We start from the raw sequence: 19,948 nt of genomic DNA on the forward strand, positions 1-19,948 counted from the left end.
GTGCTTTTCGCGGGTGACTTGTGTTGCAATTCAGCAATTTCCATCGATTGTGCGCTACCCGACTTTCCCGCACTTAGGGTGTACGCATGGCAGTCTCTTTTCCTCTAGCTTCCAGAGTTGAAGCACTGTCAGGATTTTCCGGGCACGTAGAAGATGTTGCGAATCTTGGCATGAAGAGAGGTTGCTCGTCGTAAGACGCGTGATTGCACAGGATTTAAGGGGATGCTCATGAGGCATGCACATGAATATGAGGCGAAGCCCAGGGGAGGACTTGCCAAACGTATAGTGGCTGTGTTCGCATCGGTCGCCATGCTCGGCGGCATGGGCTACGCCACCACTTCCGCCGCTCTTGCGGAAGATGATCAGACATCTTCTGGCGATACTTCTACTTTGCAGCCGGCAAATAGCAAGAGCATTGCCAAAATCGGAGATGGCGACGGCGATCAGTATGCGTTGCATCTGACCGCATCCGGCGATAGTTCGTCATCCACGGTTACGGCCGCGGTGCCTGCCGACATTGTGCTGGTGCTTGACAAGTCCGGCAGTATGGAAGGCTCCCGTGACACGAATGCGAAAAACGCAGCCACGGCATTGGCCCAGAAGCTTCTGACGGGTGCGAATAACGCTCTTTCACCCAATCAGCAGGTGCAGATGGCTGTGGTGACGTTCAGCAAGGAGGCGCAAACGACTTCGAATTTCACGACTTCCTCTGACGCTATCAGCGGGGCTGTCAGTGCGGCTCCAGACGGCGGAACCAACTGGGAAGACGCTCTGAGAACGGCGAACAGTCTATCGTCAGGGCGTGCTGGTGTGCAGAAGTATATCGTCTTCCTGTCTGACGGCAATCCAACCTTCAGAAGCACATCCTATTCCGGATGCTTCGCGTGGGGGAAGGAGCATCCGGAATACAAGACCCAGGCAGCGTGCGAGGCTAACAATGAGTGGTGGGAACTGTTCCCCTCCTACCAGTGGAAAACCGACCCGGACGGCTCGGACGGAAACATCCACGGCAACGGCAGTGACGATGGCTACGGTTACAACTATGCGGCCGCGCTGGCGGCAGCCAACGAACGTGGGAACGCAGCCCTGTACGTGGTGAAGGTTTCGAAAGACGCCAATAAGATGAGCGACCTCGCCAAAGGCGCGCACGCCGTCACCGGCAAGGAATACGACGGAACGTCCGCGGAAAATCTGACGAATGCATTTGAACAGATCTACAACACCATCACCACTACTGCGAAAATCAGGGCGTATTCCATCACCGACGCCCTGTCGCAATGGGTTGACCCAGTCGATTTCGCAAATGCGGTAGACGGCACCGACATTACGAAATATGTGACGGCAACCAACAATGGCGCAGCCATAAGCGGATATACGGCCCTCTACCACGTCGACGGCAACGGCAATCGCACGATCACCGTGACCTTCAACAATGACGACGGCATGATTGTCGGCAAAAACGAAACCATCGACGTCTCCTTCAAGGTCAAACCAAACGACGCCGCATATGCGGACTACGCAACCAAGCAGCAATATCCGAACACGGGAGAAGCTGCTACAGGTGACGAATCTGCAGGAAAGCAGGGCTACTTCTCCAATGCCGAAGCGCATTTGAACTACTGCGTGGTCACATCCGTCAACGACCAGGAATCGGAATGCACCAAACCGCAGACGCTTAACTATGCTAAGCCGGTCGTGCAAGTCAAACTTGGCCAAATCACCATCAACAAAACGTGGTCCGACGATGTGAACAAGCATGCGGATGACACGGTGAAGGTCCAGCTGCAGCGTACGAAGACCGGTGAAGCGACCGCACAGACGGAAAATGTAGCTTCGATCAAGTTGAACACGTCGAATAATTGGACGGCCACCGTCGGCAACCTGCAGCCCGGATACACCTACAGTGTGGCGGAAATATCGGAAGATAGCCGTTATGTGGTCTCCTACCAGTACGGCAACGCTGCAGCCGACGCGACCGGCGTGGCCCTCACCAAAGCCATGGTCTGGCAGAGTGACGGTAATGGCGGCAATATGACAGCTACGTTGACCAACACGTTGAAGACTACGACGCTGTCCAACGCGATCACCGTGCGGAAAAACCTCGAAGGACGCAATTGGAAAGCAGATGATTCGTTCGATTTCGAACTGACTGCAGACGGTAACGCGCCGCTGCCGTCCGATTGCGCGCAACAGGCGCAACCGTCGTGCAAGGTGACGGTCGCCTATGATGCTGATTCCCCGGATAGCCAGCATTCCGCAACGTTCGGTGACATCACCTACAACGCTGGAAAAGCCGACTACACGTACACCATTACGGAAAGCAACGGCAATATCGCAGCCCTGCACTATTCGGGCGCGAAATACCAGATCGTGGTCACCGTTGACGAAAAGGACGGCATATGGACGGCTTCGGTGAAATCCGTGACGAAACTGCTCGACGACAACGGCAAGAACGTTTCCGACTCGCAGAAAACCGACAATCCGATCGCATTCACCAATACGTATGTGGCGGTGTCGGCGTTGCCGTTGACGGGCGGAACCACGGATCGTCAATGGCTGCTGGTTGGCGGCTCGATCGGCGGACTCGCAATACTGCTGGTTGGCGCGGCTGGCATCTGGAACAGCAAGAAGCGTCTCGTCTGAGACGGTTCCTCGGGCTGGACTGCCCTACCAACCTTCACAGGGCAGTCCAGCCGCACATCACAAATTTTGTGGATCCAGAGCATGTTGGGCTTCAGATCCCGTTAGCAAAAACAAACACAACATCAACAACACAAGGAGAGGGGATTCTCATGAAGATGAGGAAACTTTTCGCAGGCATCGCCGCCGCTGCGACGTTGCTGGGCGGCATGGCCCTGGGCGCAACCAGCGCACAGGCTGATGGCGCCGCGACGACCGCTGGTACTGCGGCCATCACGGTGAAGAACTCGCAGACAGGTCATACGTACTCTGCCTACAAGTTCGCCACGCTGACGGTGGATACGGACAACAAGGGCAAGTCGGTGCAGGTTGGCACCGACACGGCTTGGAAGACGGCTGTGCAGCAGGCCGTGAACGCGGCCAATAATGCTCAGCAGCCTGTGCAGACCATGCCGGCTGAATATGCGGGCAACCCGGCCGCATACGTGGCCATGAAGACCGGCACCGCCGACGAGGCTTGGTTCCGCGCGTTCGCGGCCAACATGAATGTGCCGCAAGGCGCGGACGCCAATGGCACGGTTTCTGGCAAAGGCGATGACGTTGCGATCAACGGTTTGGGCGAAGGCTGGTATCTCGTCACCGATACGTACATGAAGGACGACCAGCAGACGACCGGTGTCAACGCGATCGTCGCAACCACGCTGAGTGGCATCGCCAGCGACTTCAAGGTAGTTGGTGACAAGGGCACTGGCCAAGGCACCATCCATGCCGTTGGCATGTTCGTCGCCAAGAACGAGAACACCCCGACCATTGACAGTAAGACCGTCGATTCAGCTGATCCGAATGTCTCGTTCGACGGCAAGACCGTGAAGATTGGCCAGCAGCTGACCTACACCGTCAAGGCGATCGTGCCGAAAACCGCAGCCGGCTACGATTCCTACCCGTATTACATTCAGGACGTCGCATCCAAAGGCCTGACCATCCACAAAGACTCCATCAAGGTGATGGCTGGCAACAAGGTCGCGAACGACTATGAGATTACCTCGACCGTCGACCAAAACACCGGCGAGACCACCACGACCATCACCTTCGCCAATGCCAAGGATTACGCGGGCCAGCAGCTGGTCGTCACCTACAACGCGACCGTCAACGATCAGATCCTCGGCAATACCAACAGGGTCACCAACACAGCCAAGGCCTCCCATGACGGCATGTTCGACGGCGCTGGCAAGACCGTGACACTGTACACCGGTAATCTCGAATTCCTGAAGTACGGCGTTGACACCGATACCAGCAAGCTCGCAGGCGCAACTTTCAACGTGTACGCAGGAGACAAGGCCGAAGGCACTCCGCTGAAGTTCTCGAACATTGCAACCGGCGTGAACGGTGTGTACAAGTTCGATGTCAGCGGTTCCCCAGCCGTTGTTTCCGGCGCCGACGGCAAGGTCGTGCTGAACGGTCTCGCCGCAGGCAAGTACACCTTCAAGGAAACCGGTTTCGTTGCCGGCTACGCCAAGAACATCGTGCCGGAGTTCACCATCAAAGTGGCGATCGCTAACGATGGCGCGGTCACCTACAATCTGACCACGGACAATAACAAGCTTGGCCTTGCCAGCACCGTCGACAAGGTGATCAAGGTCAAGAACGTGAAGAACGTCACCCAGCTGCCGCTCACCGGTGCTGCGGGTACGACCCTCTTCACCGTGGTGGCGCTGCTCGTGGCAGGTGCCGGCGTTGCCGTCGCGCTCAAGTCGCGCCAGCGCATGCGCTGATACGCGCTCAATCGCTGAAACAATAAGCGCAAAAACGAAATAAGCGGGCATTCGCGGAAACCATCCGTGGATGCCCGCTTTTCATGTCTTTTCGTGCCTTTCCATACTTTTTAGGGGTGAAGGTTTTGTATGGGGCAATATGGGATCGAAGCGGGTGAAATTCGGTACCAAACGGCGAAATCCGGCATGAAAAAGGTATCCGCAAGTGGCAACTAGGTGGCAAAACAGTCGTTAAAAAGCAACCATACAGGGGTTACGGGTGGGGGTATTTCGCGACAATACCACCCTACAATCGCAAGCACGTCCATGAAAACAGAGGAAAGGCGGGTGTCATGGCACGAGGTGGGGGAGCATTCAGCGACGAGGAAATCCAACTATTGCGCGGACTGCCGGCGGTCGCCAACGTAACGCGCAATCGCATCACCTACGCCGATTCGTTCAAGCAAGTGTGCACCATCCGCTACTTGACGGGCGAATCGCCGACCAAAATCTTCCGTGAAGCGGGACTTCCGCCGGATCTCATCGGATACAAGCGCATTGAACGGTGCGTTGACCGTTGGAAAACGTCGGCCATCAAATCCGTGGCCGGCAGCGGCAACATGAGTGACAGCGAGATCATCGCGCAACTTGTCAACCGGTATGAACACGCGTTCGTGATGAGGCGCAACCTCGACAGCATCGCCAACAGGCCGATGGAACATATTCCCGTCAACACGCAAGGCAACGACGGCATCGATTCGGGAACGGCGAGCATCATCATCAAGCAGCAGGCTCGCCGCATCGATGAACTGGAACGTGTGAACGCCGAACTGCGCGGGCAAATCGCCGCCACCGTCTGACCCAGACCATCGTTATGCCTCATAAGTGTCCGATTCTGCAGAATCGGACAAGTGCACAGGCAAAAACGGGTCTCAGTTGTCCGTTTCTGGTGAATCGGACAAGTAATGCGGCGAAAGTGCGTTGCGGATGTCCGTTTCTCCAGAATCGGACAACTGGAGTACTGAAAGTGTGCTGTGGGTGTCCGTTTCTGCAGAATCAGACAAGCAAGGCGCGATTTGGGTCGAGCGGTTGGGCGTATTTCGCCTATATATGGCAGATTTGCACATGTGTCATGAGCTATTTCGCATATATATGGCAGACAGCTTACGGAAATACGCCCAAAACGTACCCCTAAGTGGTGTTTTGCCGTGAGCAAGTGCCATATATAAGCGAGAAAGCAGCGGTCAGCCTCGGGAATCTGCCATATATAGGCGAGATAGGGCAGTATGGGGGTATGGCGAGGTGGAAAAAACGGGAATAAGGTGGTCGGCTGGGCACGGTTGGTCACAAACGGGATGCGCCAGTGCCGCAAAATCTGCGTACGTGCCCAAAAACAAAGCTTCGGCGGGCGCAATGTGCGGTTCGCGGGGTAGGGTAGTGAACATTATGACTTCCGAGAACACCAATTCCGCGGGCTCAAGCGCCGCGCACATCAAATCCGTCGAAAGCCTCGACCAAAGCAATGAAATGGAGCGAGGCCTGAAAAACCGCCACGTCCAGTTCATCGCCATCGGTGGCACCATCGGCACCGGCCTGTTCCTAGGCTCCGGCAAGTCGATCGCGCTGACCGGCCCGAGCATCATTTTCGTGTACATTGGCGTCGGCCTGATCATGTTCCTGCTGATGCGTGCCATCGGCGAAATGATGTACAGCGACCCCAGCCAGCACACGTTCATCAATTTCATCACGCGCTATCTCGGCCGCGGGTGGGGCAAGTTCGCCGGCTGGACGTATTGGATCGTGCTCATTCTGACCGGCATGACCGAAATCACCGCTGTAAGCACATATTTCGTAACGTTCTTCGGCACATTCGGCATAGACCTGAACTCGTGGAAGTGGTTGATCGAACTATGCTTCCTCGTAGCGCTCACTGGCATCAATCTGATTGCGGTGAAAGTGTTCGGCGAGGCGGAATTCTGGTTCTCCATGATCAAGATCACGCTGATCGTCGGTCTGATCGTTACCGCCATCGTGATGCTGATCATCGGCTTCAGCTACCCCGCCACGCACATCGAAGGCGTGGACGGCACGGTGTCGGGCGCCGCGGTGAGCCTCACGAACATCACCGACGGCTTCCAGCTCGCGCCGAACGGCTGGATGAACTTCTTCATGAGCTTCCAAATGGTGTTCTTCGCCTACCAGCTCATCGAATTCGTGGGCGTCACGGTGTCGGAAACGCAGAATCCGCGCGAGGTACTGCCGAAGGCCGTGAACGAGCTGATCATGCGTATTCTGATCTTCTACGTGGGTGCGCTGATCGCGATCATGGCTATTGTGCCGTGGCGTAACTTCCACGAGAATTCCGACGGTTCGTTCGGATCTCCGTTCATCATGGTGTTCAAATATGCGGGTCTTGATTGGGCTGCCGCACTGGTGTTCTTTGTGGTGATTACGGCTGCCGCGTCGGCATTGAATTCGCTGATTTATTCGGCCGGACGCCACTTGTATCAGCTCGCTTCGGATTCCGAGTCGCCTGCGATGGCGCGTTTGGCTGAGGTTTCCGACCACAAGGTGCCTGCGAAGGCGATTGTCGCTTCGGGTTGCATGATTCTGTTCTCCCCGATCATCAACGCGATTCCGGGCATTTCCGGCGCGTTCGTGCTGTTCGCTTCGGCCGCCAGCGCTGTGGTGATTTTCATTTACGTGCTGACGATGCTCGCCCACCACAGGTATCGTCAGAGCAGCGATTTTCTGCCGGACGGTTTCGTCATGCCCGCTTGGCAGGTGTTTGATTGGATTGCGATCACGTTCTTTGTGCTCGTGTATGTCACGTTGTTCCTGTCGACGGACACGATTGGTTCTGCGATCGCCGGTCTGATTTGGCTGGTTGCGTTCGGCGGATATTGCCTGCTGCACGAACGATTCCAGAATCGCGATCTTAAGGAAGCCTTGCAGCAGTAGCGTTTGCAGGTAACGCAGGATACAAGTAAGGGACGTTCGCCGAACGTGAGTGCATCACGTACGTTCGGCAAACGCCCCTTTTCAGTATGGTCTTTGCGCGAATCCCCATTATGGGATTCAGCGCAAATCAGCCGATGTAGTCGGCCTCGTTCGTCGGGCTGGACGGCACGGCATGATCTTCCGTAACCTTGCCCAAGCCAGACAAATACGCTTCGCGACCCGCTTCGATCGCCTTCTTGAACGCGCGTGCCATCAGCGGAATATTGCCGGCGGAAGCGATGGCCGTGTATGCCATCACCGCGTCCGCGCCCATTTCCATGGCTTCCGCGGCCTGGCTCGGACGGCCAATACCAGCGTCGATGATCACCGGAACATTGGAATTCTTAATGATCACTTCAATGAAATCGCGTGCACGCAGGCCCTTATTCGAGCCGATCATCGCGCCCAGTGGCATCACGCAAGCCGCACCCGCGTCCTCAAGACGCTTCGCCGCGATCGGATCGGGGAACATGTACGGCATGACCACGAAGCCTTCTTTTGCCAGCTGTTTCGTGGCCTTGATGGTTTCCTCATTGTCGGGCAGCAGATACTTCGCCTCATGTTCGATTTCCACCTTCACAAAATCCGTCTGGCAGACTTCGCGCGCGAGACGGGCAATGCGCACCGCCTCTTCGGCATTGCGTGCGCCGGACGTGTTCGGCAGCATGGTGATGCCCTTCGGAATGTAGTCGAGCAGATTGTTTTCGGTGGTGCGGCAGCGGCGCAACGCCATGGTGACGATCTGCGTGCCTGCGTTCTCAATGGTCGCCTTGATGAGGTTCAGATCGTAGCGGCCGGATCCGAGAATGAAACGGCTTGTGAACTTGTGTCCGCCGAGAATCAGCGGATCGGCGTCACCGGTGGCGATTTCGTCATATGCGTGCGCATCCGGCTCCGGCAGCAGTGCGGTATTCGTGGTGGTGCCGACCAGCTCGTCGAGTGTGGCGTTCGGTGCTGCCGCGAAGTCCTTTTCCGCGGTGGTGATCGTGTTTTCGGTGCTCATGGTTAATCCTTACTATGCGATCAGTGTCGTGTTATTCGTTGTAATTTGCGTTTGTGGTTGCGTTTGTGGTTGCGTTCCGCTGTCAGGCGTCTTCTTCGCCAAGAATCAAGCGAGTGATCATATTGGCTTCGTGGCAGGCGACCACACCCACGCGCGGTGCCATCAGACCAGCACCCGGCACCGGAGCGGTTTCGCCATCGCCGCAGAAGTAGAAATTCTTTGAAACGCGACGAGTATTCACCAAATTGGAGCTGCGGAATCCTGCCATTCCAGAAGCGCTCACCAACTTCTTATTCGGCAGATTCTCAAGCACGGCGTTCACCAGCATCGTCTTGTTTTCCGGCACGTCGAACGCTTCGCAAATAATATCTTCATTGTCGAACAGCGTCGGCACGTTCTCGTCGGTCACTTTCACGGTATCAATGGTGATATCGATAAAAGGATTGATCTGACGCAAGTTACTGCGCAATGCTTCCGTTTTGTACTGCCCAAGATCCTTCAAAAAATACTGCTGACGATTCAGATTCGTCATATCCACGCGATCAAAATCAATCAAATGCAGGTGACCGACGCCGATGCGGGTCAACGCCACCGCAATCGTCGATCCGAGACCGCCGCAGCCGCAAATGGCCACGTGCGCCGCGTCGAGCTTGTCTTGCGTGGCTGCGGTATGGCGGTCGAGCAGGGCTGCGCGGATTTCTTCGCGGCTGACGAGCATGGCCGGGGCGGGCTGGTTGTCGAAAGCGTGCTGGCGGGCGTCGATCTGCGCCTGCGATGCGGATGGTTCAAAAGTCATGGTTGTTCTCGTATTCTCGCTTTCCGTTCGTGCGTTGTTTTTGCCGGGTTGGCCGTGTTTTGTATGTTCTTGCGATTGTTACGCGTGTATTGCGCCGGTCGTAATCGCAAGAAATTTTGAAAGTAGTTCAGCCGCCCTGCACGAACGTGACGATTTCCAACGTATCGGTGCCCTTGAGCTGCGTCTGCGTACGCTGGGTGCGAGGCACGATTTCGCCGTTGAGCTCGACAGCCACGCGGTCGGCGCGCAATCCCTTGTTTTCGATCAGTTCGGCCACGGTGATTGGCGTGGCGACGTCCTCTTCCTTACCGTTGATGATCATTGCGGTTCCCTTCTGTGCCTGTCGTGACACATGCTTCCTGCACTCCAAATGTCCGTTTCTGGTGAATCGGACATCCGGAGGTTCATTTTTGGTCTCTAAATGTCCGATTCTGCAGAATCGGACACGCACGGCATCTATTTCAGTCCACGGATGTCCGTTTCTGGTGAATCGGACACTTAGGTGCTTATTTGAGCCGCTTGTGCGCCCGTTTCTGCAGAATCGGACACTCAAGGTTGGTACGAAAAAAGGGTCGCCGAAGGAACCGTACCCTATGAGGTGGTGCGCCCCTCCGTGACCCTAATCACGCGATATTCGGTTATCGCGAACGGAAGATGAGATACGCCTTGCGGCGTGAACAACCCGTCTCCTTACGGCGGCATTACCCGCATCAAGTCCTCGGTCGAAGCTCTATGAGCTCCCTCTCAGCCTTTCGGCTCCCGTTCGGTTGTGTTTTTATCTTCGCGCACGCGCCCGACAAGCTTGCGCCGGTTCACGTTGGGTTAGTCTTGAGATGAACGTGTACGAATCGGCTATGTTCTTGCAAGGAAGGGGAAGATGATGATGAACGGCGAATTGGCAGGATTTACGATTCCTCGGCTTGGCATGGGAACAATGGCTTTGGCGATTGAGGGGCGCCCGGATCGCGATACTGCGATTCGTACGATTCATGCCGGTTTGGACGCGGGTGTTCGCTATTTGGACACGGCTTGGTCATATTATCTGCCGAGTGAGCCTGGCACCGGTACTGCGGAAGATTTGGGGTACGGCGAAAAGTTGGTGCGTGATGCGCTCGCTTCGTGGAATGGCCCCAGAGATGAAGTGCTCGTCGCCACCAAAACCGGCTATCGCCGTACTTGCGAGGCCGTCGCGGCCACTGATGGCACATATGCGGTGGGTGCTGATGAGAGTCGCCCGCAAAGTCAGCGTTTGCAGGCCGAAGGCAGCCGTTACGGTTGGATTGCCGACTCCCGCCCCGAAACCATGATTCGTGACGCCAAGGAATCCGCACTGCACTTGGGCGTCGATACGCTCGACCTGTTGTATTCGCACGGCCCCGACCCCGCGGTTCCTTACGAAGACCAATGTGGCGCGTTGAAACAGCTGCTCGACGAAGGCGTGATCAAATATGCGGGCATCTCCCGTGTGAATAACGAGCAGATCGACCTTGCACGCAGCATTATTGGCAGCGGATTGGTTGCCGTGCAAAACCAGTTCTCGCCGTCGCATCCCGATCCGGAACATACGATGGAGCATTGCGCCGAATTGGGGCTCGCATTCGTCTGTTGGTCGCCGCTCGGTGGATTCCTCGATACGTTCGATCAGAGCGCGTACGATCCGTTCCGCACGGTTGCCGCGCAACGTGGTTGCTCCTACCAGCGTGTGGTGCTGGCGTGGGAATTGACTCGTTACGAACGTCTGTTCACCATTCCCAGCGCTCGCAATCCGCAGGAAATCAACGATTCCTTCGCTGCAACGCAACTTCAGCTCACTCAAGAGGAACTTGTGATTCTTCCTCGATGATTATCGTTTATCGTTTCCTTTTTGCGCGTTTTTCTGTACTCGCATGCTGCGATCGGGGAAAAATGTTTATAGTAAAAGATATTATTGAGATGTAACTAGCGAGCATTGAATAAGGCGAGGTGAAGCGTGGGCTTCGAGCGGGAGTCGTTTGACAGGTTGATGAAAGCGGTCTGGGGCAAAAAGTCGCAGATGCAGCAGGCGATGTCGCGCGATTCCAAGGGTGAGCCATTCATTATTCGCGAGCTCGAGTTCAGGGGTGCGCAGACGCCGTCGCAGTTGGCCGCTGCGTTGAAAGTCACGTCTGGCAGGATTTCCACGCTGTTGGCTGCGTTGGAAAAAAAGGGTCTGATCGAGCGTGAGGTCGATCCCAACGACCGCCGCATTGTGCATGTGAATCTCACCGAGCAGGGGCGGGCGAAGGCCAAGCAGCAGCGTGAGGATATGTACGACGCCATTTGCTGGGTCTTTTCGCAGATGGGGGAGCGTCGCACGTGCGAATTTGTAGACCTTACCGAAGAATTCGCCACATATATGACCATCTGCATCCCCGGTCGGCCCCGCCCTACCGCCGAAGAGGTGAAGCGGGCTTTCGCGCAGGCCAATACTGAAGATCCGGCGTAGGGACTGCCCGTCGCATAAGTGTGCGCCTAACATGTGCCGTTCGCGACTGTAAGCTTGGCCAAACGGCCTGGAGTGTGTCGCGAATGGTATATGTTGGCCGCGCGCGACCGAGCTGAGAAGAATCGCTCTCAGCAAATACACAGAAATATGAGATTGTCTTACACTGTAAGTAATTAAATATCGTAAGACAATTCAATAGGACTTATGTAAATCATTAATCGCAATTCGATCAACTCATGTAGTTGATCCAACCAATCCATCAATCGCAAAAACTTCAAACGCAACACAAGAGAAGGAATCCAAGCATGTTCCGCATTATGCGATACCTCTCCAAAGCGGAGATAGGCCAGATGCTCATCGCATTGGTCAGCATCGTCGGGCAGATCTGGCTTGACCTGACCCTGCCGGACTACATGTCCGACATCACCACCCTCGTGGAAACCCCCGGCAGCGAAATGCACGATATTTGGATCGCCGGCGGCAAAATGCTGCTTATTTCGCTTGGATCGGCAGCATGCGCCATCATCACCGGCTATTTCGCGGCACGCATCGGCGCATCGTTCAGCCAGCGTCTGCGTTCCATGGAATTCCGCAAGGTAGAATCATTCGGACCGGCTGAAATGAGCCGATTCTCCACAGCCTCGCTGATTACGCGTTCCACGAACGATATTACGCAGATTCAGATGTTCATCACCATGGGATTGATGATGATCGTCAAATCGCCGATTATGGCGGTTTGGGCCGTCTGCAAGATTGCGGGAGACGGTCTCGAATGGACGCTCGCCACCGGTATCGCGGTAGTGGTGCTGCTGGTCTCCATTACAATCCTCATGGTTCTCGTCATGCCGAAGTTCAAGTCCATGCAGCGACTGACCGATAACATCAACCTTGTGGCGCGCGAGAACCTCACCGGCCTGCGCGTGGTGCGCGCCTACAATGCCGAGGATTACCAGGAAGCCAAGTTCACCAAGGCCAACAAGGAACTCACCGACACCCAGCTGTTCACCAACCGTGCCATGGCCTTCATGATGCCGTTGATGAACACCATCATGAACGGTCTTATGCTTGCCGTGTACTGGATCGGCGCCTACCTGATCGACGCCGCCGACGCGGCCGACAAGCTCACCACCTTCTCCAACATGGTGGTGTTCTCCAGCTACTCCGTGCAGGTGATCATGAGCTTCCTGCTGATGAGCATGGTGTTCGTGCTGTGGCCGCGAGCGGACGTGTCCGCACAGCGCGTGCTCGAAGTGCTCGACACCGAACCGCTGATCACCGACGGCACCCGCAGCGACGCCGGCGAAGCGGGCAAGCAGGGCGAAATCGAATTCCGCAACGTGTGCTTCACTTACCCGGATTCGCGCGAAGCCATGCTCGAAGGCATCAACTTTACCGCCAAGAAGGGCGAAACCGTGGCGTTCATCGGTTCCACCGGCTCCGGCAAATCCTCGCTCATCAACCTCGTGCCGCGTTTCTATGACGCGACGCAAGGCGAGGTGCTCGTCGACGGCGTTAACGTGCGCGACTACACGCTCAAGGCATTACGAGACAGAATCGGATATGTGCCGCAACAATCCTTCCTGTTCAAAGGAACGATCGCATCCAATGTCAGCTATGGCGACAATCCGCTCGACACCACCGATGCCGGCATCGTCGACATGGCCGATACCTCGACCGCGGCCGGCAGAAAGCGCGAAAAAGAGCTGATCGCAACGCAAAACGAGCATCGCACACTCACTTCGGAACAGCGCGCCGACGTGCGCAACGCATGTGAAGTCGCGCAGGCGACCGAATTCATCGCAACCAAGGAAAAGCAGTACGATTCCGCGATTTCGCAGGGTGGATCGAACGTGTCGGGCGGGCAGAAACAGCGTCTGTCGATTGCACGTGCCGTCTATCGTCATCCGGAAATCCTGATTTTCGACGATTCCTTCTCCGCACTTGATTTCAAAACCGATCGTGCCGTACGCGACGCGCTCGCCAAGGAAGCGAAGGATTCCACCAAACTAATCGTCGCGCAGCGCATCGGCACCATCATGGATGCCGACCGCATCGTGGTGCTCGACGACGGCAAGGTGGTCGGCCAGGGCACGCACAGCGAACTGCTGGAAAACTGCGATGTGTACCGTCAGATCGCGCAGTCTCAGATGAGCGAAGACGAATTGAACGGCGGCAAGTCGGGCGAAAGCAAGCTGCCGGGCGAAACCGGCAAACCGATTGAAACCGGCAAGCCGTCCGTCGAAAGCGAATTGAACGAAAGCGAGGGTCGCTGACATGCCAGGAGGACCTATGGGACGCGGCCGCAGAGCCGTTGAAAAACCGCAGGATTTCGGTGGTGTGATGAAGAAACTGGTGCATTTCTGCCGCCACTACATTCCCGCCATCATTGTGGCGCTCGTATTGGGCGCGATCGGCACGGTATGCCAGATCGTCGGTCCGGACAAGCTCAAGGACATGACCAACGAGATCGCCAAAGGCCTGCCTGCGCTAGTCAACGGCAAGCCGGTGCTCGGTGCGATCGATATGGACGCGGTCACGCACATCGCATGGCTGCTGGTGGCGCTGTATGTGGGGTACGCGGTGCTGTGCTACGTGCAAAGCTGGATGATGGCGAACGTCACGCAGCGCACCGCACAGGAGCTGCGCGAAGCCATCAGCGTGAAGATCAACAAGCTGCCGCTCAAGTATTTCGACAAGGTCAGCTACGGCGATGTGCTCAGCCGCATCACCAACGATGTGGACGCCATCGGCCAGACGCTCGGCCAGTCGGTCGGCTCGCTGATCACGTCGGTCACGCTGTTCGTGGGCGCGCTCATCATGATGTTCTACAACAATGTGATTATGACGGTGTGCGCCATCGTTTCCAGCCTGGTTGGCCTGCTCATCATGGGTGTGATCATGAAGGTTTCGCAGAAGTACTTCTCGCGCCAGCAGATCGCGTTGGGTGATGTCAACGGTCACGTCGAAGAGATGTATGCCGGACACACCGTGGTCAAGGCGTATTGCGGCGAGGCTGATTCGATTCGCGCGTTCGAAAAGTACAACGGCGATTTGTACGATTCGGGATGGAAGAGCCAGTTCCTTTCCGGCCTGATGATGCCGTTGATGAATTTCGTCGGCAATTTCGGCTACGTGGTTGTGTGCGTGGTTGGCGCTGTGCTTGCGATGGATGGCAAGATCGAGTTTGGTGTGATCGTTGCGTTCATGATGTACATTCGACTGTTCACCCAGCCGCTTTCCCAGTTCGCGCAGGCATTCCAGAACCTGCAGCGTTGCGCGGCCGCTTCCGAGCGCGTGTTTGGCTTCCTTGAAGAGCCGGAGATGGCCGACGAATCCGACAAGCAGGCGCTGCTCGGCGTGAACGGCAAACCGGTGCGCGGTGACGTTGAGTTCAGTCATGTGAAGTTCGGTTACGATCCGAGCAAGACGATCATCAACGATTTCTCCGCTTCGGTGAAGTCCGGTCAGAAGGTTGCGATTGTTGGTCCGACCGGTGCCGGCAAGACCACGATGGTGAATCTGCTGATGCGTTTCTATGAGATTTCGGGCGGTTCGATTGCGATTGATGGTGTGGATACGAAGTCCGTGCCACGCTGGAACGTGCATGACCAGTTCTCCATGGTGTTGCAGGATACGTGGGTGTTCCGTGGAACGGTGCGTGAAAACATCGCGTATTCGAAGCCGGGCGTCACTGACAAGCAGATCGAGGACGCATGCAAGGCCGTGGGTCTGCATCACTACATCATGTCGCTGCCGAACGGTTATGACACCGTGCTTGACGACAAGGCCACGCTTTCGCAGGGTCAGAAGCAGTTGCTCACCATTGCGCGAGCCATGGTTGAGGATGCGCCGATTCTGATTCTCGACGAAGCTACTTCTTCGGTTGATACGCGTACGGAAGAGCTGATTCAGAAGGCCATGGACGCGCTGACCGTGGATCGCACGTCGTTCGTGATTGCGCACCGTCTGTCCACCATCCGCGATGCGGACATGATTTTGGTCATGAACCATGGCGACATTGTGGAAAGCGGCACGCATGAGGAGCTGCTCGCCAAAGGCGGTTTCTACGCCGACATCTACAACAGCCAGTTCGCCCTCACCGACTGATTCACGGGGTCGACTGGTTCACGGAGCCGCACGCCCCCCAAAAAAAAAGACGTGCGGCTCCCGTTATTTGCGTCATCTGTTTCACCCGTCCCGTGTACATTCGTACACTTTCGTATACTTTCGTATACATCGGTATACTTTGGTATATTTTCGTGTACATTGGTACATATTCGTGCGTAGTATTCATGCGAAAGTCGAGGTAAGGCAGCCCCATGGCGATGAACCCATTCAAGCCGACCGCTGGCAAGATGCCTCCGGTGCTGGTCGGACGTGAATCTGCCATTGAACAGTTCGCAGAAGCGCTTGACAACGGTGCAGGTGCTCCTGGGCGAATCATGTTGGTCATTGGCCAACGAGGTTTTGGCAAAACAGTGCTGCTCACGGAATTTCGGCGTATTGCGTCCGAACGCAAGTGGGAAACCATCTCCGAAACCGCATCTCCCGGTGTGGCGCAGCGTCTTATCGAAGCACTTGATTCGCATAATTTGCGTATTGATCAGGCAAGTTTGAATCCTTCCGTGAATATCGCAGGAATTGCGGGAGCAAGTCTTGGATCAATCGCCATTTCGTCATCTGCCTCGCCATTGAACCTACGGAACGCAATTGCCAAACGACTGGAAAGCAGCAAAATAGGCAAAGGCAAAGGCATTCTCATCACCATTGATGAAACGCAAGCGGCCTCGCTTGATGATCTTGTTGCCATCGCCACCGCTGTGCAGCACGTCATTACTTCCATTGATGAAACCAACGTGCCTGACAGCGAGAAAAAGGGTATTGCCATCGTATTTGCGGGACTTCCGTCGATCGTCAATGATCTCATCAACGATGACGTCATCACATTTCTTCGCAGAGCCGTGCAATGCAAACTAGACAATGTTCCGTTATTGGACGTCAAGAACGCTTTTCTTGAGTCCGTTGTCGATTCCGGCAAAACGATCAGTGATGACAATGCATGGAAGGCCGCTCAAGCGAGTGACGGATACCCGTACATGGTGCAGCTCGTCGGGTACTACATGTGGCAGTCGGCGCAACGGCGGCATTCGTCGGAAATCACGTTGGATGACGTTGATGCGGGCATTGCGGATGCACGGATCGCTTTTGATGATGCCGTTTGCGCTCCGGCTTTGGACGGTTTGAAATCGGCGGAATTGGAGTTTTTACAGGCAATGGCGGTTGATGTTCCCGACGTTACTGTAGTTAGCGACATTGAGGCTCGGACGGGCCACAGTCGGAGCTGGGTGAATAAGTATCGTGCCGCACTGATTAAAGATCAGGTTGTTCGCGCTGCGGGGCATGGCAAACTTGCGTTCGCGGTACCGCATTTGGGGGAGTATCTCAAGAAGCAGCTTTAGATTTGGGATTCGGCTGTTATGCGGATCGCAGGAAAAGTTCGGCCGGGAAGTTGCGGCTGGCTGCGATTTGACGGGATTCGTTCAATGTTGCGTATGCGAAATCGAACGTGCGTTGCAGTTGTGCTACTTCGGAAACGAACAGGGCCGTGGCCAGGCCGTCCGCGACGGCGGCGGGGTAGTCGCGCGCAATGTCGGGCGTTGCGTTTGCCGACTTATCGGCAGTATGGTGCAACTTGTTGAAATGCTGCGGATTGCAGGGAATGTATGCCCAGCTGGCTTCGGTCTGCTGTGCTGGCAGTCCGTCGATGGCATTGAGCAGATGATGAATGGCGATTTGGGTGCGCTCGTTGACGGCTACGTTCCAGTGGCGTCGGCTGGGTGCGCTCGCGCACAATGCACCATTTACGATGTGCGCAACTCCAATCGCACGAGATGAATCTTCCGGATCCTCAAGTGCGATGGAAATAGGCTGTTCCGCATGAATCAGCAAATCACCCCCCGCATCAATCACAAACTGTGTCGACCGCAACATGCGCCCAAGCAAATCGACAAGATAGCCTTTGCCGCATGCGCCGAAATCCAACTGCACCGGGCCGCGCGTGACCAGTGTTGTTCCGTGACGCTCCACATCCTGCCCCCATGTGGCGCGTCCACGCAATGCCCCCAAATGTTCGGGTGCATCCTGCGTAACCGTGAAACTCATCGACGCATCGTATCCAAGTCGGATCAAATCCTCGCCGACGCATGGATCAATCGCACCGGAAGTGGCGGAAAATAGCGCATCATACAGGTCGAACAGCGGCGCGCACCAATCCGGAAAATCGAAACTTCCGCCATGCTCGGCCTTGCCAATCGTTGCGGTCAGCGAATTATTGCGGAATCGAGACAGCACGCGTTCGTAATCTTCAATGAGCGATTCCATTGCGGAACGCGACTCGTCACCGATCGGCGAATCCGCGGAAATCATCATGCCGGTGCCGAGTGCTTTGGAAAACGCCGTAACATACGGCATGCGCTGCCCCAAAAAATCCATGCTTCCGATGCTAGCGTGTGTGCAATGAGAAATCAGCTGATTCTGACCGCACGATTCAGGGTTTCGCTCTTTCTGATCGCATGATTTCGATTATTTGACCGCACGATTTTAAAAAAGCGGCGAAAAACAAAATCGCGAGGTCGGCAGTGTCGAGAAAGAGACGAAGCTGTAAGTCAGGTGGTACAGTGGTTGACAAGGTGTCAACAGGGAGGTTGGTATGGGGCACGTCGATAACGCAGGTACGGTCACGAACGCAAACACAACCACGCGCACAACAAAAACGGTGAAGAGCCTGCCGATGCCCAAAGTCTGGGCTTTCGCCGTCGGCCAATTCGGCTGGGCGCTACTTTCCGGCATTATTTCGAATTGGCTCGTCTACTTCTACCAGCCTGACAACGAAACCATCTCGCAAGGGCAAACCGTGTTCGTACCGCAGGGTCTTGCCGTATTCGGCGTGGTGACCGTAGTCGGCGGCATCACCGCGTTCGCCCGCTTCTTCGACGCATTCGTGGATCCGGCAGTGGCAAGCCTTTCCGACCGTTGCACGTCGAAATCCGGCCGTCGCATGCCGTTCCTCAAGTTCGCGGCCCTTCCGCTCGCACTCGTCACCGTGCTCGTGTTTTGGAGTCCAATCAACAACACAAGCTGGATCAACGGCGCGTTCCTGTTCGTCACGGTGATCGGCTACTACATTGCGCTCACGTTCTACTGCACGCCCTACAACGCGCTGATCGCCGAGCTTGGTCACGATTCCAAACAGCAGCTCACCATCTCCACCGCCATTTCGTTCACGTGGGTGGCCGGCACCGCCATTGCGTACGTGGCACCGGTGATTTGGGCTGGTTTCGTGCCGGGCTTGGGGCGTGTGAACGCCATTCGTTTGACGTTCACCATCATGGCGGCCATCGCATTCGTGTGCATGCTGGTTCCGCCGTTCACCATCAAGGAACGCGATTACGTCAACTCGCAGCCCACGTCCGAGTCGACCATCGAATCGCTGAAGCAGACGTTCGGCGACGGCGAATTCCGCAAGTTCGTCTGCTCCGACGTGGTCTATTGGGTTGCGATCACTACATTCCAGACTGGTTTGCCGTTCTTCGTGACAAGCCTGCTCAAACTTCCCGAGACCACGACCACCATCTATTTCGTGCTCATGACCGCGGTTTCCGTGCTGTTCTATCTGCCGGTGAATCTGTTGGCGAACCGTGTTGGCAAGAAGCGGATTCTACTGGTTGCTTTCGTGATTTTCACATGCGCGTTCGCATTTGCCGGTGCGCTCGGTTCCGGCTTGCTTGCTGCGATTCCGCCAATGGCACAGGGCTTGATTCTTTCGATTGTCGGTGCGATTCCGATGGCTGCATTCGGTATTCTTCCGCAGGCGATTGTTGCGAATATTGCCGACGCGAGCTCGAAAACGACCGGTCAGGATCGTCAGGGCATGTTCTATGCGGCTCGCACGTTTGCGATGAAGATGGGTCAGTCGGCGGCGATGCTGCTGTTTACCGGCGTGAGCACGATTGGCATGGCGTCGGGCGCCGGCTATCGTATCGCGGCTGTTTGCGCCGCGGTTTTGTGCGGCATCGGCGGTGTGGTGTTCGCGTTCTACAACGAACGCAAGGTGCTTGACGTGCTCGAATCCTGATTCCGTCCATGCGCCCGCTGACCTCACGATTTTGTTTTTCGTTGCTTTTTCGGAATCGTGAGGTCACCAGGGCGGAATCGTGAGGTCAGAAAGTCCAGCTCCATCCCAAATCTCCCAATTCCCGAATCTTCCAATCGCACGAATATGCATGGAGAGGAAC

14 protein-coding genes are annotated in these 19,948 nt (G+C 55.9%); 10 read left to right on the forward strand and 4 right to left on the reverse strand.

Annotation, left to right across the window (positions count from 1 at the left end):
• Window positions 1–228: 228 nt before the first annotated feature.
• From NBH13_RS07635 to NBH13_RS07650, 4 genes are all read left to right on the forward strand, one after another.
• Window positions 229–2,643: a DUF7604 domain-containing protein gene (locus NBH13_RS07635; RefSeq protein ID WP_250779478.1), complete on the forward strand. Its 2,415-nt coding sequence runs from the start codon at window positions 229–231 to the stop codon at window positions 2,641–2,643.
• Window positions 2,644–2,792: 149 nt separating this feature from the next.
• On the forward strand, window positions 2,793–4,412 hold the full coding sequence (locus NBH13_RS07640) for an isopeptide-forming domain-containing fimbrial protein (protein WP_250779479.1): 1,620 nt from the start codon (window positions 2,793–2,795) through the stop codon (window positions 4,410–4,412).
• Window positions 4,413–4,744: 332 nt separating this feature from the next.
• Window positions 4,745–5,251 (forward strand): hypothetical protein, encoded by a 507-nt coding sequence (locus NBH13_RS07645; RefSeq protein WP_250779480.1) that lies wholly within the window; start codon window positions 4,745–4,747, stop codon window positions 5,249–5,251.
• A 586-nt stretch (window positions 5,252–5,837) separates the two neighbouring features.
• Window positions 5,838–7,352, forward strand: a complete 1,515-nt coding sequence (locus NBH13_RS07650) for an amino acid permease (protein ID WP_250779481.1) — start codon at window positions 5,838–5,840, stop codon at window positions 7,350–7,352.
• Between the two features lie 127 nt (window positions 7,353–7,479).
• On the opposite strand, the gene NBH13_RS07655 is transcribed toward NBH13_RS07650, so the two are convergent.
• The 3 genes from NBH13_RS07655 to thiS form a co-directional block, all read right to left on the reverse strand.
• Window positions 7,480–8,394: a thiazole synthase gene (locus tag NBH13_RS07655; RefSeq protein WP_003833695.1), complete on the reverse strand. Its 915-nt coding sequence runs from the start codon at window positions 8,392–8,394 to the stop codon at window positions 7,480–7,482.
• Window positions 8,395–8,476: 82 nt separating this feature from the next.
• Window positions 8,477–9,190, reverse strand: a complete 714-nt coding sequence (gene thiF, locus NBH13_RS07660; protein WP_250779482.1) for a sulfur carrier protein ThiS adenylyltransferase ThiF — start codon at window positions 9,188–9,190, stop codon at window positions 8,477–8,479.
• A 127-nt stretch (window positions 9,191–9,317) separates the two neighbouring features.
• Window positions 9,318–9,512 (reverse strand): sulfur carrier protein ThiS, encoded by a 195-nt coding sequence (gene thiS, locus NBH13_RS07665; protein WP_284703045.1) that lies wholly within the window; start codon window positions 9,510–9,512, stop codon window positions 9,318–9,320.
• Window positions 9,513–10,067: 555 nt separating this feature from the next.
• Between thiS and NBH13_RS07670 the strand changes: the two genes are divergently transcribed.
• The 5 genes from NBH13_RS07670 (at window position 10,068) to NBH13_RS07690 (ending at window position 17,113) form a co-directional block, all read left to right on the forward strand.
• The gene (locus tag NBH13_RS07670; protein ID WP_099571134.1) at window positions 10,068–11,033 is read left to right on the forward strand and encodes an aldo/keto reductase; all 966 of its coding nucleotides are present in this window, start codon (window positions 10,068–10,070) and stop codon (window positions 11,031–11,033) included.
• A gap of 126 nt (window positions 11,034–11,159) precedes the next feature.
• Complete coding sequence (locus NBH13_RS07675) at window positions 11,160–11,654, forward strand: MarR family winged helix-turn-helix transcriptional regulator (RefSeq protein WP_126015846.1); 495 nt, start codon at window positions 11,160–11,162, stop codon at window positions 11,652–11,654.
• 305 nt (window positions 11,655–11,959) lie between these two features.
• Window positions 11,960–13,927, forward strand: a complete 1,968-nt coding sequence (locus NBH13_RS07680) for an ABC transporter ATP-binding protein (RefSeq protein ID WP_099571132.1) — start codon at window positions 11,960–11,962, stop codon at window positions 13,925–13,927.
• 1 nt (window position 13,928) lies between these two features.
• The gene (locus tag NBH13_RS07685) at window positions 13,929–15,761 is read left to right on the forward strand and encodes an ABC transporter ATP-binding protein (RefSeq protein ID WP_126015850.1); all 1,833 of its coding nucleotides are present in this window, start codon (window positions 13,929–13,931) and stop codon (window positions 15,759–15,761) included.
• A gap of 212 nt (window positions 15,762–15,973) precedes the next feature.
• Window positions 15,974–17,113: an ATP-binding protein gene (locus NBH13_RS07690; RefSeq protein WP_250779484.1), complete on the forward strand. Its 1,140-nt coding sequence runs from the start codon at window positions 15,974–15,976 to the stop codon at window positions 17,111–17,113.
• Between the two features lie 16 nt (window positions 17,114–17,129).
• On the opposite strand, the gene NBH13_RS07695 is transcribed toward NBH13_RS07690, so the two are convergent.
• On the reverse strand, window positions 17,130–18,146 hold the full coding sequence (locus tag NBH13_RS07695; RefSeq protein ID WP_099571129.1) for an FAD:protein FMN transferase: 1,017 nt from the start codon (window positions 18,144–18,146) through the stop codon (window positions 17,130–17,132).
• Window positions 18,147–18,363: 217 nt separating this feature from the next.
• Here NBH13_RS07695 and NBH13_RS07700 point away from each other — a divergent pair, with 217 nt between their 5' ends.
• Window positions 18,364–19,788: an MFS transporter gene (locus tag NBH13_RS07700; protein ID WP_502801764.1), complete on the forward strand. Its 1,425-nt coding sequence runs from the start codon at window positions 18,364–18,366 to the stop codon at window positions 19,786–19,788.
• Window positions 19,789–19,948 lie beyond the last annotated feature (160 nt).

Origin of the sequence: Bifidobacterium intestinale, assembly GCF_023656765.1 — a bacterium.
GTDB lineage: Bacteria > Actinomycetota > Actinomycetes > Actinomycetales > Bifidobacteriaceae > Bifidobacterium > Bifidobacterium hominis.

What these genes read in the sequence shown, in the direction of transcription:
- NBH13_RS07635 (WP_250779478.1), top strand. Translation starts at nt 229, where the DNA reads ATGAGGCATGCACATGAATATGAGGCGAAGCCCAGGGGAGGACTTGCC.
- NBH13_RS07640 (WP_250779479.1), top strand. Translation starts at nt 2,793, where the DNA reads ATGAAGATGAGGAAACTTTTCGCAGGCATCGCCGCCGCTGCGACGTTG.
- NBH13_RS07645 (WP_250779480.1), top strand. Translation starts at nt 4,745, where the DNA reads ATGGCACGAGGTGGGGGAGCATTCAGCGACGAGGAAATCCAACTATTG.
- NBH13_RS07650 (WP_250779481.1), top strand. Translation starts at nt 5,838, where the DNA reads ATGACTTCCGAGAACACCAATTCCGCGGGCTCAAGCGCCGCGCACATC.
- NBH13_RS07655 (WP_003833695.1), bottom strand. Translation starts at nt 8,394, where the DNA reads ATGAGCACCGAAAACACGATCACCACCGCGGAAAAGGACTTCGCGGCA.
- thiF (WP_250779482.1), bottom strand. Translation starts at nt 9,190, where the DNA reads ATGACTTTTGAACCATCCGCATCGCAGGCGCAGATCGACGCCCGCCAG.
- thiS (WP_284703045.1), bottom strand. Translation starts at nt 9,512, where the DNA reads ATGATCATCAACGGTAAGGAAGAGGACGTCGCCACGCCAATCACCGTG.
- NBH13_RS07670 (WP_099571134.1), top strand. Translation starts at nt 10,068, where the DNA reads ATGATGATGAACGGCGAATTGGCAGGATTTACGATTCCTCGGCTTGGC.
- NBH13_RS07680 (WP_099571132.1), top strand. Translation starts at nt 11,960, where the DNA reads ATGTTCCGCATTATGCGATACCTCTCCAAAGCGGAGATAGGCCAGATG.
- NBH13_RS07685 (WP_126015850.1), top strand. Translation starts at nt 13,929, where the DNA reads ATGCCAGGAGGACCTATGGGACGCGGCCGCAGAGCCGTTGAAAAACCG.
- NBH13_RS07690 (WP_250779484.1), top strand. Translation starts at nt 15,974, where the DNA reads ATGGCGATGAACCCATTCAAGCCGACCGCTGGCAAGATGCCTCCGGTG.
- NBH13_RS07695 (WP_099571129.1), bottom strand. Translation starts at nt 18,146, where the DNA reads ATGGATTTTTTGGGGCAGCGCATGCCGTATGTTACGGCGTTTTCCAAA.
- NBH13_RS07700 (WP_502801764.1), top strand. Translation starts at nt 18,364, where the DNA reads ATGGGGCACGTCGATAACGCAGGTACGGTCACGAACGCAAACACAACC.